Source organism: Camelimonas abortus, from assembly GCF_042432745.1.
In the GTDB taxonomy this organism is placed as follows: domain Bacteria; phylum Pseudomonadota; class Alphaproteobacteria; order Rhizobiales; family Beijerinckiaceae; genus Camelimonas; species Camelimonas abortus.
The window spans coordinates 1,364,372-1,380,635 of the sequence record NZ_JBHLWR010000006.1; the positions used below are offsets into that span (position 1 = coordinate 1,364,372).

At 70.0% G+C, this 16,264-nt stretch carries 13 protein-coding genes and 1 tRNA gene; 4 read left to right on the forward strand and 10 right to left on the reverse strand.

Translation table 11 applies throughout. The annotated features are described in order from the left end of the window. Positions 1-107: 107 nt before the first annotated feature. Complete coding sequence (locus ACFFJB_RS08265; RefSeq protein WP_376830764.1) at positions 108-1,715, reverse strand: carboxyl transferase domain-containing protein; 1,608 nt, start codon at positions 1,713-1,715, stop codon at positions 108-110. Between the two features lie 173 nt (positions 1,716-1,888). On the opposite strand from ACFFJB_RS08265, the gene ACFFJB_RS08270 reads away from it, so the two are divergent. Continuing rightward, positions 1,889-2,194, forward strand: a complete 306-nt coding sequence (locus ACFFJB_RS08270) for a hypothetical protein (RefSeq protein ID WP_376830765.1) — start codon at positions 1,889-1,891, stop codon at positions 2,192-2,194. On the opposite strand, the gene lipB is transcribed toward ACFFJB_RS08270, so the two are convergent. Continuing rightward, on the reverse strand, positions 2,191-2,943 hold the full coding sequence (lipB, locus tag ACFFJB_RS08275) for a lipoyl(octanoyl) transferase LipB (RefSeq protein WP_376830766.1): 753 nt from the start codon (positions 2,941-2,943) through the stop codon (positions 2,191-2,193). The two genes, ACFFJB_RS08270 and lipB, sit on opposite strands and share 4 nt — an antisense overlap. Before the next feature lie 388 nt (positions 2,944-3,331). On the opposite strand from lipB, the gene ACFFJB_RS08280 reads away from it, so the two are divergent. Continuing rightward, a tRNA-Leu gene (locus tag ACFFJB_RS08280) sits at positions 3,332-3,417 on the forward strand. A gap of 361 nt (positions 3,418-3,778) precedes the next feature. Beyond that, entirely contained in the window at positions 3,779-5,005 is a 1,227-nt protein-coding gene (locus ACFFJB_RS08285) for an ABC transporter substrate-binding protein (protein WP_376830767.1), read from the forward strand. A 195-nt stretch (positions 5,006-5,200) separates the two neighbouring features. Here the strand turns inward: ACFFJB_RS08285 and ACFFJB_RS08290 are convergent, their stop codons facing one another. After that, a complete protein-coding gene (locus ACFFJB_RS08290) occupies positions 5,201-5,899 on the reverse strand; it encodes a helix-turn-helix domain-containing protein (RefSeq protein WP_376830768.1) in 699 nt (232 codons plus the stop codon). A 702-nt stretch (positions 5,900-6,601) separates the two neighbouring features. On the opposite strand from ACFFJB_RS08290, the gene ACFFJB_RS08295 reads away from it, so the two are divergent. Continuing rightward, a complete protein-coding gene (locus ACFFJB_RS08295; protein WP_376830769.1) occupies positions 6,602-7,294 on the forward strand; it encodes an OmpW/AlkL family protein in 693 nt (230 codons plus the stop codon). Positions 7,295-7,946: 652 nt separating this feature from the next. On the opposite strand, the gene ACFFJB_RS08300 is transcribed toward ACFFJB_RS08295, so the two are convergent. From ACFFJB_RS08300 to ACFFJB_RS08330, 7 genes are all read right to left on the reverse strand, one after another. Continuing rightward, positions 7,947-8,702: a hypothetical protein gene (locus ACFFJB_RS08300; RefSeq protein WP_376830770.1), complete on the reverse strand. Its 756-nt coding sequence runs from the start codon at positions 8,700-8,702 to the stop codon at positions 7,947-7,949. Between the two features lie 31 nt (positions 8,703-8,733). Then, entirely contained in the window at positions 8,734-9,591 is an 858-nt protein-coding gene (locus ACFFJB_RS08305; protein ID WP_376830771.1) for an MBL fold metallo-hydrolase, read from the reverse strand. Positions 9,592-9,674: 83 nt separating this feature from the next. Continuing rightward, positions 9,675-10,430: an SDR family NAD(P)-dependent oxidoreductase gene (locus ACFFJB_RS08310; protein WP_376830772.1), complete on the reverse strand. Its 756-nt coding sequence runs from the start codon at positions 10,428-10,430 to the stop codon at positions 9,675-9,677. A 127-nt stretch (positions 10,431-10,557) separates the two neighbouring features. Then, positions 10,558-11,346 (reverse strand): enoyl-CoA hydratase-related protein, encoded by a 789-nt coding sequence (locus tag ACFFJB_RS08315; protein ID WP_376830773.1) that lies wholly within the window; start codon positions 11,344-11,346, stop codon positions 10,558-10,560. Between the two features lie 69 nt (positions 11,347-11,415). Beyond that, positions 11,416-12,954, reverse strand: coding sequence for an acyl-CoA synthetase (locus ACFFJB_RS08320; RefSeq protein WP_376830774.1), 1,539 nt, complete (start codon positions 12,952-12,954; stop codon positions 11,416-11,418). 419 nt (positions 12,955-13,373) lie between these two features. After that, positions 13,374-14,600 (reverse strand): ABC transporter substrate-binding protein, encoded by a 1,227-nt coding sequence (locus ACFFJB_RS08325; RefSeq protein ID WP_376830775.1) that lies wholly within the window; start codon positions 14,598-14,600, stop codon positions 13,374-13,376. A gap of 363 nt (positions 14,601-14,963) precedes the next feature. Further along, positions 14,964-16,208, reverse strand: a complete 1,245-nt coding sequence (locus tag ACFFJB_RS08330) for an ABC transporter substrate-binding protein (protein WP_376830776.1) — start codon at positions 16,206-16,208, stop codon at positions 14,964-14,966. Positions 16,209-16,264: the final 56 nt, after the last annotated feature.

Below are 16,264 nucleotides of genomic sequence, written 5' to 3' on the forward strand. Positions count from 1 at the left end.
GGGCGCGCCCGCGTAAGCCTCTCCGCCGCGGCGCCCAGGATGCGCCCGCAGGGGCCGCCGCGCACGGCGCCGGGACCACGTCCCGCCAGCCGCCCCGGGGGCCTTCCTCACATTCGGAACAGGCCGAATTTCGTCTCCGGAACCGGCGCGTTGAGACAGGCGGAGAAGGCGAGGCCAAGCACGTCGCGCGTCTCGGACGGCAGAATGACGCCGTCATCCCACAGACGCGCCGTGGCGTAATAGGGGTTGCCCTCCACCTCATACTGCGCCCGGATCGGCGCCCGGAACGCCTCCTCCTCCTCCGCCGGCCAGGTCTTGCCCCCGGCCTCGAGACTGTCGCGGCGGATGGTGGCCAGAACGCTCGCAGCCTGCTCGCCGCCCATCACCGAAATGCGGCTGCACGGCCAGGTGAACAGGAAACGCGGCGAATAGGCCCGCCCGCACATGCCGTAATTGCCGGCGCCAAACGAACCGCCCACCACCAGGGTGATCCTGGGCACGCGCGCCGTGGCCACCGCCGTCACCAGCTTTGCGCCGTCGCGGGCGATGCCGCCGGCCTCATACTGGCGCCCCACCATGAAGCCGGAAATGTTCTGCAGGAACAGCAGCGGAATGCGCCGCTGGCAGCACAGCTCGATGAAATGCGCCCCCTTCAGCGCGCTCCCGGAAAACAGGATGCCGTTGTTGGCGATGATCCCCACCGGAACGCCGTGCAGCCGGGCGAAGCCGGTGACCAGCGTGGTTCCGTACAGTTTCTTGAACTCGTCGAACTCCGAGCCGTCGACAAGGCGGGCGATGATCTCGCGCGCGTCGTACTGCTTGCGCAGGTCCGTCGGCACGATGCCCTCCAGCTCGGCCGCGTCATAAAGCGGATCGACCGGCGGCGCGAGGGCGATGTCCGGCCGTTTCGCCGTATTGAGCGAGGCGACGATGCGCCGGGCGATGGCGAGGGCGTGGCTGTCGTCCACGGCGTAATGGTCGGCGACGCCGGAGCGGCGGGCGTGCACGTCGGCGCCGCCCAGGTCTTCGGCCGAAACCACCTCGCCCGTGGCCGCCTTCACCAGCGGCGGGCCGCCGAGGAAAATGGTGCCCTGGCGGCGCACGATGACGGTTTCGTCGGACATGGCCGGCACATAGGCGCCGCCCGCCGTGCACGAGCCCATCACCACCGCGATCTGCGGTATGCCCAGCGCCGACATGTTGGCCTGGTTATAGAAGATGCGGCCGAAATGGTCGCGGTCCGGGAACACCTCGGTCTGGTGCGGCAGGTTGGCGCCGCCGGAATCGACCAGGTAAACGCAGGGCAGCCGGTTCTCGAGGGCGATCTCCTGGGCGCGCAGGTGCTTCTTCACCGTCATCGGGTAATAGGTGCCGCCCTTGATGGTGGAGTCGTTGCAGACGATCATCACCTCGCGGCCGCTGACCCGGCCGACGCCGGCGATCAGCCCGGCGCCGTGGATGGGCTCGCCATACATGCCGTCGGCGGCGAGCGCGCCGATCTCCAGGAAGGGCGCGCCCGGATCCAGCAGGCCCGCCACCCGCTCGCGCGGCAGCAGCTTGCCGCGGGCCACGTGCCGCTCGCGCGCCTTTGGCGGCCCGCCGGCGAACACCGCCTCCCGTTTCGCCATCAGCTCCGCCCGCAGCGCGGCCCACGCCTCGGCGTTGGCCCGGAACTCGTCGGAGCGCACGTTCGCGACGGAACTGATCACTGGCACGGCGTGTCCTCCCCATCCTGCCCGCGGCGGGCGCCGCACAGTACTGAAGCGTATCAGACGGCGAATGCAAGCCCGCATTTCCGTGACGGCGGCGGTGACCAGCCGGGGATACCGGCAAAAAGGCGCCGCTGGTATCAACAGCCTGTCAGGATGTCCGCCAGCGGGAGGATGACATGAACAGCTTCGTCGCCGGCATCGGCTGTCTGGCCGCGCTTATTCCTGCCGGAGCCAGCCTGCACATGCTGTTCCGGCGACCGGAGAACAGGCCCTACGCCCTCTGTCTCGGGCTGAGCGCGGCCGGAGCGACCGGTTTCGCCGCCGCCTGCCCGGCGGCCTTTGGGGGAGGCGCGCCGGAATCCGCCGCCCTCCATGCATGCGCCTTCGTGAGCCTGACGGCGGTCATCGTGTCCTGGGGGGTGTTCCTGAGCAGCCTGACGCGCCGCCGCCTCCTGCGCCGCCGTCACCGGACGGCCGGCTAGGGCGCGACGCGGCGCGTCGGGCCGAACACCGCTTCAAAGCGGTCGCGCAGCGCCTGGTCGACCTCGGGCATGGTCACCGGCACGCCGAGATCGACGAGGCTGGTGACGCCATGGCCCTGCACGCCGCAGGGCACGATGCCGGAGAAATGCTCCAGGTCCGGCTCGACGTTCAGGCTGATTCCGTGGAACGACACCCAGCGGCGCAGGCGAACGCCGATGGCGGCCACCTTGTCCTCGCGCATGGAGCCGTCCGGCAGCGGCGGCTTTTCCGGCCGGCGCACCCAGACGCCGACGCGCCCCTCGCGCCGCTCGCCGGCGACGTTGAAGACCGCCAGGGTTTCGACAAGCCACTCCTCCAGGGCGCAGACGAAGGCGCGCACGTCCTGGCGGCGGCGCCTGAGGTCAAGCATCACATAGACCACGCGCTGCCCGGGGCCGTGATAGGTGAACTGTCCGCCCCGCCCGACATGGCGCACGGGGAAACGGTCCGGATCCACCAGATCCTCCGGCCTGGCCGAGGTGCCGGCGGTGTAGAGCGGCGGATGCTCCACCAGCCAGGCGAGCTCGCCGGCCTCGCCCGCGGCGATCGCGGCGGCGCGCTCCTCCATGAAGGCGACGGCGTCGTCATAGGCGGTGAGACCGTCGCTGATCCGCCACTCCACCGGCGGCGAACCGGGCGCCGGCAGAAAGAGATGGCGCGGCCGCGCTGCGGGCGCGGCGCCAGCATGGCCAGCCGTCTGTACCGTCATGGATTCGCCTCCTGCCGGACCGGCGCCAGCGGGTGTTTCTGGCGCGGGGGCGGTTTTACACCCGGGCGCGGCGACCCGCCACCCGCGTCAGGGGGGCGGCGCGCATGGCCCGCCCGGAGGCGCTGCGCCCCCCGCCCTTCCGCCCTGCCTGCCCGGAGCGGCCCCCCTAGCCGCAGACGCGGATGGCGGCGACGGCGCGGCCCGGCGCCTCGACGCGGCGACGCTTGCGCGCCCAACCCACAGGATCGCGGCAGTTGTTCACAGCTGGCGCTTGTCGGGACCGGAAGCATCTGTTACATGCCCAGCCATCGACGGCGGACGGCTGACTTTCGCTAAAGACCACCCCTCCTCACGGTGGTCCAGAAACGGCCAGGCGCGTTGATCACGAGCGGTCGTGGCGGAATGGTAGACGCGCTAGCTTGAGGTGCTAGTCCTGGAGACGGGGTGGAGGTTCGAGTCCTCTCGACCGCACCAACCACAGGTGGTTGGTGAAAGTTACGGACAGTGCGACGCGCCGCAGGGCGCGTTTTTTGTTTTCAGCCTCCCCGTCATTCCCGCGAGAGCCCGCCCCTCCCCGGCCGGCGCGCCTGCGCGCGTGCGCGCCCGCCCCGAACCTGAGCCGGGACGGCAGGTAGAAACAGTCTGTTTCGACTAGTCCATAAAGACCAAGTATACATTCCGCCTTGCCGGACGCGCAGACTGCATATTATACAAAAGTATGGGCCGATCCGTCGTCATTTCCTGACGGGATCGTGATCATAAGCCTGTTATTTCGCCGGAAGAACGCTTAGCATGCACGACCTATCGCCTGATAAGGCGGTCTAACCACAATAACATGTCAGAGGAGGATGCCGTGGACAGACGTCAGTTTCTTGTCACGGGCGCGGCCGCCGTCGCCGGCGCCGCGCTCGCCAGACCCGCCATCGCAAAGGGCAAGAAATATGATCCCGGCGCCAGCGACACAGAGATCCGGCTCGGCCAGACCATCCCGTACAGCGGCGCCGGCTCCGTTTATGGCGCGGTGGGCCGCGCCCAGGCCGCCTATTTCGAGGAGCTGAACGCCAAGGGCGGCGTCAACGGCCGCAAGATCAGGTTCATCTCGCTGGACGACGCCTACAGCGCCCCCAAATGCGTCGAGGCCACCCGCCGCCTCGTCGAGCAGGACGAGGTGCTCGCCTTCTTCGGCTCGCTCGGCACCGCCCCGCAGGTCGCCGTGCAGAAATACCTGAACGGCAAGGGCATTCCGCAGCTGCTGCTCAACACCGGCGCGCCGCGCTTCAATGATCCCAAACAGTATCCGTGGACCACGCCCGGCCTGCCGCTCTACTCGATCGAGGCCACCATCCTCGCCAACTTCGTCGCGAAGGAGCTGCCGGGCGCCAGGGTCGCGGTGCTGTCGCAGAACGACGAATACGGCCGCGATTACCTCAACTACTTCAAGAAGGCGCTTGGCGACCGCGGCGCCGTGGTGGCCGAGGCCACCTATGACCTCACCGACGCCACCGTCGACTCGCAGATGCTGAAGCTGTCGCAGTCCGGCGCCGACGTTTTCTACAACTGCAGCTCGGGCAAGTTCACCACCCAGTCCATCAAGAAGGTGCACGAGCTCAACTGGAAGCCGAAGCTCAACATCATCATCTCCACCTCGGCGGGCTCGTCCATCATCAATCCGGCCGGCGAGGAGGCGACGCGCGGCCTCTACTGCGCCCAGTACGTGAAGAACATCAGCGAGAAGCGCTGGCAGGACGATCCGGCGGTGAAGGAGTGGGAGGCGATCCGCGCCAAACACCTGCCCAACATCGATCCGGACAACAACATCGCCTTCCTCGGCTATTCCGTCGGCGTGCTGATGGCCGGCATCCTCGAGAAGTGCGGCGACGAGCTGACCCGCGAGAACGTGCTGAAGCACGCCACCAACCTCGCCGGCCAGACCGCGCCCGCGCTGCTGCCGGGGATCACCTACGGCATCACCCCGACCGACTATTCGCCGTTCAACGCCATGATCATGGGCCGTTATGACGGCAAGTCGTGGGAGCTGATGGGCGACCCGATCTCGCGTTAAGGCCAGCGTCACGCGCCTGCGCCGCCGCTCCCGCCCGCCCCGCCGGGCGGGCGCTGGCGCTGGCGCCTTTGGAGGCCGCGCCGGCCTGTCCGCCGCCAGGCGGGCGTCTCACGGCGCCGGCGCAGGGCCGCGGACAGGGCGCCGGCGCCTGCCGGGACTCCCGGGCGCACGGCGCGGCGCCGTTTGCCGGGCGGCTTACAGGGCGGCGAGCTCGCGCAGCCGCTCCGGATCCCGGATGCGCACGCCGGCGGGGGTGATGACCAGCGCCTGCTGCTGCGCCAGGCGGCGGAAGGTGCGGCTGACGGTCTCGATGGTGAGGCCAAGATAGTCGGCGATGTCGCGCCGGCTCATGGGCAGCGGCGTCTCGGGTTGCTGGCGGACCCGCCCGCCGGCGATCTCCGCCCAGCGCCGGTCAAGCAGCAGCAGGAAGCAGGCCAGCCGCTCCTCCGCCGTGCGCCGGCCCAGCAGCACCATCTGCTCGCGGGCGCAGGCCAGCTCCTCCACCGCCAGCTCGTGCAGCCGCCGGCCCATGTGCGGCAACCGCCCGGCCAGCGCCAGGAAGGCGCGGCGCGAGAAGGCGCACACCGCCATGTCGGTCACCGCCTCAACTGCGCAGACAGGTCGGGCCGCAGGGTCGAAACCGATGAAATCCCCCGGCAGCGCGAAGCCGACGATCTGCCGGCGGCCGTCCGGCAGGGTGCGCGCCAGCCGCGCCATGCCGCTGCGCACGTTGAACACGCAACCGCCCGGAGCGCCGTCGCCGCCGGCCCCGGCGGGCGCGAGCCCTTCCGGCGTCAGCGTCTGCCCCGCGCGATAGACAAGCCGTCGCGACAGGTCGGCGGCCTGCGCCAGCTCATCGTCGCCCAGGCAGTCGCACACGCCGCGCCTTCGCACGGGGCATCCGCAGCAGGGCTCGGGTTCGGCGCGCGACGCGGTGTGGACTGGCTGGTTCATGGACATCTCGCGCAAACGCCAGCGGGCGCCTTTCCCGGGGCCGGACCGCCGCGACCGGGGCGGCCCCTCCGCTGGCCAGAATCATTCTAACCTGGCTTGCGTCCGGTTTTCACGGAATTTCCGCCCGCAGACCCGCTCAAGCCCGGGCACGATCACGCGACCACGACAAAATCGCACGTTCCCGCAAGATCGCCAGGCTTCCGGACGCGCAGACGCAGCGTCCCCCCGCCTGACCGTGGAATCCGCCGCCGATTCGCCGCCATCCGCGCCGCGCAAGCCGGCCGTGGCGCCGGCGCGCGCTCCGGCCCGCCGCCGGAACTGTATCCATTTGGCAACATCCGGTTCGGGAATGGGCGGTTCCGGCCGTACGGGCGCCCAGGAGTTGATCCTGATCAATTCATGGGCGCCGTTCCTGGCGTTTTCTCCCCTGCGCGGGCGGCGACGGCGCGGACCTTCGCCCGGACGTCCGGGGGGAGCCTCCGCCAGGGCCCGCCCGCCGGCCTTTCCTGTGGGGCGCGCCCCGCAGGAAAGGCCGGAGAGTCCGGCGTCGCCCGCGCCCGCGACGCGCGTCGCGACCGACAGGATATTTCACCGGCCGACGGCCGCCGCGCCGGACGCCGGGGACGTAGCAGAGAGCTTGTGATGAAACCGACTTTCGCCCGCGCCGGCCTTCTCGCCGGCCTTCTGGCCGCCACCGCCCTCACCGCGCCGGCCTTCGCCGCCGACCTGCCGGCCCGGAACCAGGCGCCGGAAGCCCCGGTCGTGCAGCAGTGGAATCCGTGGATGGTGCGCGCCCGCGCCCTGCTCGTGGTTCCGCGCGACGAGGCGAAGCTCTACACCGCCGGCGAGCGCCTGCCCGGCGCCAATGTCGACGTGTCGAACTCCGTCGTTCCCGAGCTCGACATCACCTATTTTTTCACGAAGAACCTCGCCGCCGAGCTGATCCTGGGCGTCACCCCGCACAGGGTGAAGGGCGCGGGCTCCATCGCCGGCACGCCGGTCGGCAAGGCCTGGCTGCTGCCCCCCACCCTGACGCTGCAGTATCACTTCACCGGTCTGGGCGCGTTCAGGCCCTACGTCGGCGCCGGCGTGAACTACACGGTGTTCTTCGACGAGCGCGCCCGCGGCCCGTTCAGCTCCTTCCGCCTGAAGGACAGCTTCGGCTTCGCCCTGCAGGCCGGCCTTGACTACATGATCGACGAGCACTGGGGCTTCAACGTCGACGTCAAGAAGATCTTCCTGAAGACCGACGTGAAGCTGGACCACGGCGTGGTGTACGGCAAGGTCCACCTCGACCCGTGGCTGGTGTCCACCGGCGTCACCTACCGCTTCTGACACGCGCCCGCCGGCGGCCCGCGCCCGCGCCGGGGCCGCCGGACCACGGAACCGGCGGAACGGCGCCCGCGCCGCTCCGCCGCCGCCAAGGCGACCAGGGCTGGGGGACTGCCCGGATCGCCAGACGTGACCGGACCGCATTGGGGCGCAGCCATGCTGCGGGGGGCGAATCCGGATCACGTCCAGGGCCAGACGCCATCGGGGGCGTCTGGCCCTCTTTTTCCCCGCGTCTCCCCCGCGTCGCGGCCGCGCCGGCCGCGGACGTACAAAAGGGACATGTGTCCCGAAAAATCGCCGGGATTTGATCTGGATCAATTCGTCGCGCCCCGCGCCAGGCGATGCTGACCACCAGTCAGGCGCCGTTCCGGCCATGGCGGCGCGGCCAGACTTATGGCCCCGCCGGTTTCAGAACCGGAAACATGCTGACTGGCGGCCGGGCAAGGGGGGCTTGTCCGGCGGGCCATGCGCGAACCGGGTTGCGAAGCAGGGGGCAGGCCTTGCCTGCAAGGGGAAGCTTCCCGGCGAGCGTCTCGGGCCAGATGTCGTCGGGGCGACACTGGCCCTTTTTCTTTGCCTCACCGGACGTTGCGCCTGTCGCTCTGGAGCGGGCCCCGCGCCGGCGCCGTCCGGCGCGAAGATTTTGCCGCGGGGGTCAGTTCGCGCGGCTGTAAAGCCCGCGGAAGGAGACATTGGCGCCGCCGCACAGGCCGTTGTCTTCGGCCAGCAGCCAGGGGCCGACGCGGCGCAGCCACACCTTGCAGCTGGATTCGTCGCCACGCTCCGCCGGGGCGAAGCCGTCTGCGGTGACGGCGAAGGAGAGCCCGCCGCCCTGCGGCCGCGCCTCGCCGGAAAATTCGCCGGTATTGACCGCCCCGCGCTTCACCCGCGCCGGATCCAGCCCGCCGAACGTGGCCTCGCCGGCGACGGCCAGCGTTCCCGGGTCCCTGCCCGGCGCGATTCGGATCTGCGCCTCGACGCGCCGCCACGTCCCGGTCCAGGCGTCGGGCCCGGCCGGAACCGCGGCCGGCTCCGGCGTCAGCTCCGCCGCGCTGAGCCAGCCGGAGCGGACGATCTCCGGCAAGGTCACGCCGGCGCGCCGGCGGCTGGCGACGTAGTGGGCGCAGACGAAATCGCCCGCGGAGCCCGAGACGATCACCCGGTCGCCGGCCACCACATAGGCCGTCTCCCGGCAGGTCTTGCGGAAGGCGGGGCAACCGGGGCCGCCGCGGTAAAAATGGGCCCGGGCGGCGCTCACCTTCGCCGTGGCCAGCTCATCCGGCCGGGAAAGGTCCGGTCCGCCGGCGCAGTCCTGCGCCAGGGCCGCCGGCGACGCCGCCGCCAGCATCGCCGCGGCGAGGCCGCCCGCCAGCGCCGCCCTCCGCCTCCGCTCCGGTTCGCGCTTCGCCATCGTCGTCTCCCCTCCGCCGGTCCCGCCGGCCTCACACGATATCCAGCCGGAAGCCGTCGCCGTCGCGGCTGATGAGTCCGCGGCCATCGGCGGTGAAATGGCCGCCGATGACCGGCGTGCCGGCGTCGGCCAGGCGGGCGAACAGGCTGCGGCGCGTCTGCGCCGAGGCCGCCTGGTCATGATCCGCCGTGGACGACCACTCGGGCCGGGCGATCTGGCAGGGATGATGCATGACGTCGCCGCCCAGCAGCAACTCCTCGCCCTTCGAGCGCAGCAGGATGCTCATGTGGCCGATGCTGTGGCCGGGCGTGGCCACGGCGAACACGCCGGGGGCGATCTCCTGGCCGTCGTCCACCAGATCGACCAGACCGGCCGCCGCCACCGGGGCGACGGAATCGTCGAACACGGCGCGGTGCTCGGCGTCCTCCTGCTGGTCGCGCCAGTAGTTGAAGTCCGTGCGGCTCATGGCGTAGCGCGCTTTCGGGAAGGCGGGAACCCAGGCGTCGCCCTCCAGCACGGTGTCCCAGCCCACGTGGTCCACATGCAGGTGGGTGTTGATCACCAGATCCACCGTCTCCTTCGGCGCGCCGGCCTGCGCCAGCCAGTCGAGGAACGGGTCGGCGCGGTCGTTCCAGTGGGGAACCTTGCGCCCCTGCTTGCGGGCGCCGAGGCCGGTGTCCACCAGGATGCGCGCGTCCGGGGTCTCGACGATGAAGGTCTGCACGGCGATCTTCAGCCGGCCGCGATCGTCGGCGAAATGCGGACGCAGCCAGTCGATGGCCATGACTTCCTCAGGCGTGGCCTGCGGCAGGATGAACCGGCTGCCGCCGGTCGCGGCCAGCTCGACCACGCGGGTCACGGTGATGTCGCCAATTTTCCATTGGGCCATGGGGGATTCTCCGGGCTGTGGCCGGCGGCGCGGAAGCCCTCCGCCGGCCTGCGGCATGGCGCGGGGCCGGGCCCCGCGCCGGCTCAAGCGCGCAGGGTCAGGCCGCCGTCCGCGACGAGGCCGTGGCCGGTGATGAAGTCCGCCTCGTCCGAGGCGAGCAGGAACACCGCCCGCGCCATGTCCTCCGGCTGGCCAAGGCGGCGCAGCGCCGCCTTCTTCGCCCAGATGGCGGCGATCTCCGGATTGGAGAAGGAGGCGCCGGTCATGCCGGTGTGAATGGCGCCGGGCAGCAGATAGTTGGCGGTGATGCGGTATTTGCCCAGCTCCAGCGCCAGGGTCTTGGTGAGGCCGGCCACCGCGTGCTTGGAGGCGGTGTAGGCGGCCAGGCCAATGTCGGTGTCGAAGGCCATCACCGAGGCGGTGTTGATGATGCGCGCCCTGCCCTTCTGAAGCGCCCGCTCGCGCAGGGCGGGAATGAAGGCGCGCGAGGCCCGGAACTGCGCCGTGACGTTGACCTCCAGCACCCGGCGCCAGTCCTCGTCCGTGGTCTCCTCCGCCAGCCAGCGGCCGCTGACGCCGGCGTTGTTGAACAGGATGTCGACGCCGCCGAAATGGTCGAGCGCGGTCTGCAGCATCGCCTGCGGCGCGTCGTCGTCCGTGACGCTCCTGGCCAGCGGAACAATGTTGGGCTCGCCCGCATGGACCGTGGCGATGACGGACTCCGGCCTGTCGACGGCGACGACCTTCGCGCCCTCGGCGGCGAACAGCTGCGCGGTGGCGCGGCCGATGCCGGACGCCGCGCCGGTGATGACCGCGACCTTGCCCTCAAAGCGTTTCACCTGCGTTTTCTCCCTGCCGTTGCGGGTCTGCCCGCCGCGGCGGGCGCCCGTTCCTGTGCGTCATGACGTGTCGCCGGCCGCGCCATGGGGACGACGCCTCCCGGGAGGCGGGCCGCCGCGGGACGGCTCAGCGCCCCTGCCAGCGCGGCGCGCGCTTTTCGACGAAGGCGCGCGGCCCCTCGAGGAAGTCCAGGGTGGCGGCGTTGCGCGCCGCCGCCTCCTCGCCCAGCCGGCGCAGGTCCGCGTCGGAGAGGTCATGGGCGCGGCGGGCCACGGCGAGGCTCTCGCGCACCGCCACCGGGGCGTTGGCGCAAACGGCCTCCGCCAGCTCCAGCGCCGCCGCGCGCAGCCGCTCATGCGGAACCACATGGTTGACGAGGCCGAGCTCGCCGGCGCGTTTCGCGTCCAGCCGCCGGCCGGTGGCGATGAGCTCGAGGGCGATGTTGCGGGGAATGGCGCGCGGCAGGCGGTAAACGCCGCCAGCCAGCGCCACCAGGCCGCGCGTCACCTCCGGCAGGCCAAAGGCGGCCTTCTCCGAGGCCACGGCCATGTCGCACGCGAGCATGATCTCGAGGCCGCCGGCCAGGGCGAAGCCGTTGACCGCGGCGATCCACGCCTTGGCGCGCGGCATGTGCACGAATCCGGCGAAACCGCCGGCGGGGGTGGAGATGCTCTCGCGCCGCCCGGCGGCGACTTCCTTGAGGTCGGCGCCGGCGCAGAACGCCTGGTCGCCGGCGCCGGTGAGAATGACGCACCAGACGTCGTCGTCGGCTTCGGTCTCGCGCACGGCGCGCTCCAGGCCCCGTGCGACGGCGCCGTTCACGGCGTTGCGGGCCTCCGGCCGGTTGATGGTGACGATGGCGATGTGGCCGGCGGTCTTTTCGACCGTCACGGCGGGCGTGCTGGCGTCAGTCACTGGCGTTGTTTCCCTGCGTCGGCGCATGCAAGAAGGGCCGCCGCCCTGCGGCGACGGCCCGGAGGCTGGTCAGATCTGGCGTCCCACGCCGGCCCAGTAGGGCTCGCGCAGCTTGCGCTTGAAGATCTTGCCGCTGTCCTCGCGCGGCAGGTCGGCGCGGAACTCCACCTTCTTCGGCACCTTGAAGCCGGCGATCTCGCCGCGAAGCCAGGTCTTCACCTGTTCTTCGGTGAGGTCGGCGCCCGGCGCCGGCTGCACCACCGCCATCACCGACTCACCGTACTCCTCGTCCGGCACGCCGAACACGGCGCAGTCGGCCACGCCCGGCATGCGCTGCAGCGCCGCCTCGATCTCGGCCGGATAGATGTTCACGCCGCCGGAGATGATCATGTCCTTGGCGCGGTCGCAGAGGAACAGGTAGCCGTCCTCGTTGAAGTAGCCGACGTCGCCGGGCAGGATCAGGCGGCCCTTTTCGGAGCTGGCGCGCTTTTCGTCGTCAAGCTGGTAGGTGAAGTCGGCGATGCCGAAAGTGCGCGCCGCCACCTCGCCGATCTCGCCCGGAGGCAGCTCGTTGCCCTGCGGGTCGAGGATCTTCACCGTCGACTCCGGGAACGGCCGGCCGACGGTGCCCGGATACTTCAGCCACTCCTCGCTGGTGCAGAAGGTGACCGAGCCGGTCTCGGTGGTGCCGTAGTACTCGTTGATCACCGGGCCCCACCACTCGATCATCTGCCGCTTGATGGGCGGCGACACCGGCGCGGCGGCGTGCACCACGAACTGCAGCGACGAGACGTCGTACTTGCTGCGCACCTCCTCCGGCAGGCGGAGCAGGCGGTTGAACATGATCGGCACCATGTGCAGGTGGGTGACGCGGTGCTTCTCGATCAGCCGCAGCAGCTCCTCGCTGTCATAGCGCGGCTGCAGGATGACGTTGGCGCCCAGCCTGGCGAGCAGCGTGCCGTAGGCGTTGGGCGCCGAGTGATACATCGGGCCGGTGACCACGGTGACGAGGTCGCCGAGATCGGTGCGGCCGTAGAAGCCGAAGGCGCGCGACAGCACCGTCTGGGTGGTGAGGGCCTGCTCCGGCGTGGGCCGCGCGCGGCGCACGCCCTTGGGATTGCCGGTCGTGCCGGAGGTGTAGATCATGGAGCCCGGCGCCTCGAGCTGCTCGGTGGCGGGCGGGAACTGCTCCAGCCAGTCCGACCAGCGGGTCACGCCTTCGGGCATGACGCAGCGCTCGTCCGGAATGTTGTAGGCGGCGCGGATTTCCGGAGGGGTCTCCACCACGAACAGCGGCACGCCCTCCGGGATGGCGCCGCGAATGCCCGGCAGCAGGTCGGCGTGGATGACGATGACCTTGGCCTCGCTGTTCCCGAACAGGTAGCGGGCCTCGCTTTCGGTGTAGTGCCAGTTCACCGGCACCGAATAGGCGCCGACCATGCCGGCGCCCATGCTGGCCTCGAAGAAGGCGAAGTCATTGCGCAGGTAGACGGCGACGGTGTCGCCGGGCTGCACGCCCAGCTGACGGAAGCCGGTGGCCGCGCGGGCGGCGCGCTGCAGCAGTTCCGCGGTCTCAATGCGGCGCTCGCCGCTGATGATCCAACCCATCGTTTGCTCCCCCTGGGGCGGCGCTCGCGCGGCGTCGCCTCCGGTTGTTGCGTGTCGCCAGCCGGCGCGGACGCGGCCACGGGCGGGCGCTGTCCGGCAACCGGCCTAACGTTTGTTTGTTATGGGAAAGCAAAGAGCGGCCGATATCAACCGGCAAATGGACGCCGGCCGCCGGCTGGCTGGGGAAAGCACGGGCTGGAGCGTGGCCGCGGCAGGCCGGAGGCCGGTCCGCCGCGCCCGAAGCCTGCGCCGGGGGGGCGAAAGCGCCCGCCGCCACGGGGCCACGCGCCGGCCCGCCCGGCGTCCGTATGCCGGGGCGCGCGCCGGGCGTGCGTCAACCCGGCGGGCGACGCGGCGACGCCCTGAACGGCGGCCCCTGCGGTCACGGCCGGCGGCGCCAGCGAAGCGGCGTCCCCGGCTCACCGGGAGGACAGCTCCTCCTGCAGCACCCAGCTCTCGCCGTTGAACTTTTGCAGGCGCAGGTTGCGGAAGGCGTCGGCGTTGTCCGGGGTGGTCTTCACCGTCACCCCAGGCAGCAGCATCGGCAGCGACGGCTCGTCAATGCTCAGCGCCATCTTCATGATGTTCTCGCGCGTCAGGTCGTCGCCGGCCCGCTGCAGCAGGCGGTGCAGCAGCACCGCCGAGATGTAGCCGATCACCGTGCTGCCCTCGGTCACGCGCTCCTTCAGGCCCGCCTGCTCCATGAAGGCGAGAAACTCCTTCATGTCCGGCGCATCGTTCCACAGCGGATCATATGGCGTCTTGTAGGCCACCGCGGTCACCAGCCCCCTGGCCTTCTCCAGGCCCGCCTGGCGCAGCACGCCGCCAATGGAGGCCGACACCGAAACGATGACGTGCAGCGGCTTCCAGTCCAGCTCGTAAATCTTGCGGATGGCCTGGGCACCGAACTTGGGCGTGGTGATGGTGAACATCGCGTCCGCGCCCGATGACTTCAGCCTGACGATCTGCGAGTCGATGGTGGGATCGGTCACCTCATAGGTCGCCTCGGCGATGATCTGCTTCACGCCCTTCTCGCCAAGGCCATGCCTGAAGCCGTTGAGATAGTCGCGGCCAAAGTCGTCGTTCTGGTAGAGCACCGCGATCTTCGCGTCCGGCTTCTCGGTGAGGATGTAGCGGGCGAGAATGTGGGCCTCCATGTCATAGGAGGGATAGAACGACATGGTCCACGGGTAGTTCTTCAGGTCGTTCCACTTGGAGGCGCCGGTAGAGATCAGGATCTGCGGAATTTTCCGCTGGTTCAGGTATTTGTGAATCGCCGTGTTGGTGGCCGTGCCGACATTGCCGTAAATGAACAGCACGTTGTCCTGCTCCACCAGGCGCCGCACCTGCTCGACGGCCTTGGGCGGGCTGTAGGCGTCGTCCAGCGAGATCAGGTTGACCTTGCGGCCGTTAACGCCGCCATTCTCGTTGACCTTCCTGAAATAGGCCGCCTGCACCACGCCCTGCACGCCATAGGCGGAAGCCGGGCCGCTGTAGGGCATGGTCTGGCCGATGCGGATTTCGGTGTCGCTCGCTCCTGGCCCGTACCTGCCGCGGCCCTGGGCCAGCGCCGGAACGCCCGGAAGCGCCGCGGACCCAAGCGCCGTCGCCGCAAGAATCGCAAATTCCCGCCGGTTAACCGTCATCAGCCGTGCTCCTCAGTCGCAGATGTCCTCCCGGCGCCGGCCGCGACGGAGCTGGGGCTGGCGGCGACGCCCCGCCAGAACGGACGCCGCGCCTCGCAGCTGTTCTTCAGGAACGCCCGCCCGCCCGTCCGTCATCACCGGTCGCGCCGGCGATGGTACGGCGACAAAACAGCAGATGACATTGGAAAAAGGTCCAGGAAACGCCGGAATATATCAGTCATCCGGCAAAAAATATCTGGTCGTGCGCAAACAGTACGAAAGGACTGCCTGCGGACTCGCCGCTTCTGCGCGCCCGCAGGCCGCAATCACGCCTCTCTGCTGCGGGAGGCGCGCTCCGGACGGGGCCGTCCGGAGGCGCCGCCATCACGGCGCCTTCGTCCCGCCGCCGGGACGGGCGGCGATGGCCTCGCCGAACAGCACCCGGCTCTCCCCCTCAAACCGCTGCAGCCGCAGCGCCCCGAACGGGCTGAGACTGTCCGGCGTGGTGTTGACGGTGACGCCCGGCAGCAGCAGCGGCAGGTCGCTGTCATTGAGATTGCTGACCTGCTTCATGACGTTCTCGCGGGTCAGCTCGTCGCCGCAGCGCTCCAGCACGCGCCGCAGCAGCTCGGCCGAGACATAGCCCAGCGCGGCGGAGCGGTCGGTGATGTGGCCCTCCAGCCCCTCCTCCTTCATGAAGCGGATGTATTCCTGCATGTCCGGGCTGTCGTCCCACATTGGATCAAGCGCCGTCTTGAAAGTGGCGGCGGTGATCACGCCCTGGGAAGCCTCCAGCCCCGCCGGCTTCAGCACGCCGCCGATGGACGAGGCCACGCTCACCACATAGATCGTCGGCTTCCAGTTCAGCTCATGGGCGCGGCGGATGGCCTGGGCGCCGAACTTGGGCGTGGCCATCAGGAAAAACACGTCGGCGCCGGAGTTTTTCAGCTTCACGATCTGCGAGTCGACGGTGGCGTCGGTCACCTCATAGGTGGCCTCGGCCACCACCATGTCCTTCGCCCGCTCGCCGAGCCCCTCCCTGAAGCCGCGCACATAGTCGCGGCCGGCGTCATCATGCTGCGACAGGATGGCGATCTTCGCGTCCGGCTTCGTCTGCAGGACATGCTTCGCGTAAATCTGCCCCTCCATGTCGTAGAGGGGGTAGAACGCCATGGTCCACGGATAGTTTTCCGGATCGTTCCATTTCGACGCGCCGGAGAGGATGAGGATCTGCGGCACCTTTCTGGCGTTCAGATATTTGTGGATCGCCGTGTTGGTGGCGGTGCCCACGGCGCCGAAAATGGCCAGAACGCCCTCGTCCTCCACCAGCCTGCGGGTCTGCTCCACGGTCTTGGGCGGGCTGTAGGCGTCGTCGAGCGAAATATAGACGACCTTGCGGCCGTTGATCCCGCCCTTCTCGTTGAGCCGCCGGAAAAAAGCCCGCTGCACCTGGCCCTCGACGCTGTAGGCCGACGCCGGTCCGCTCCACGGCAGGGTCTGGCCGATGCGGATCCCGGTGTCGGAAGCGCCCTGGTCATATTTTTTCTGCGCCGCCGCGGAGGTGATCGCCGCGAACGCGAGCATGGAGGCGCCGGCTGCGGTCGCGACGATCCTGGCGAAACGGTTCATCCGTCATGTCCTCCCTGACGTCGCCGGCGGCGCGGGCCATCCGCGCCGCCTGGCCT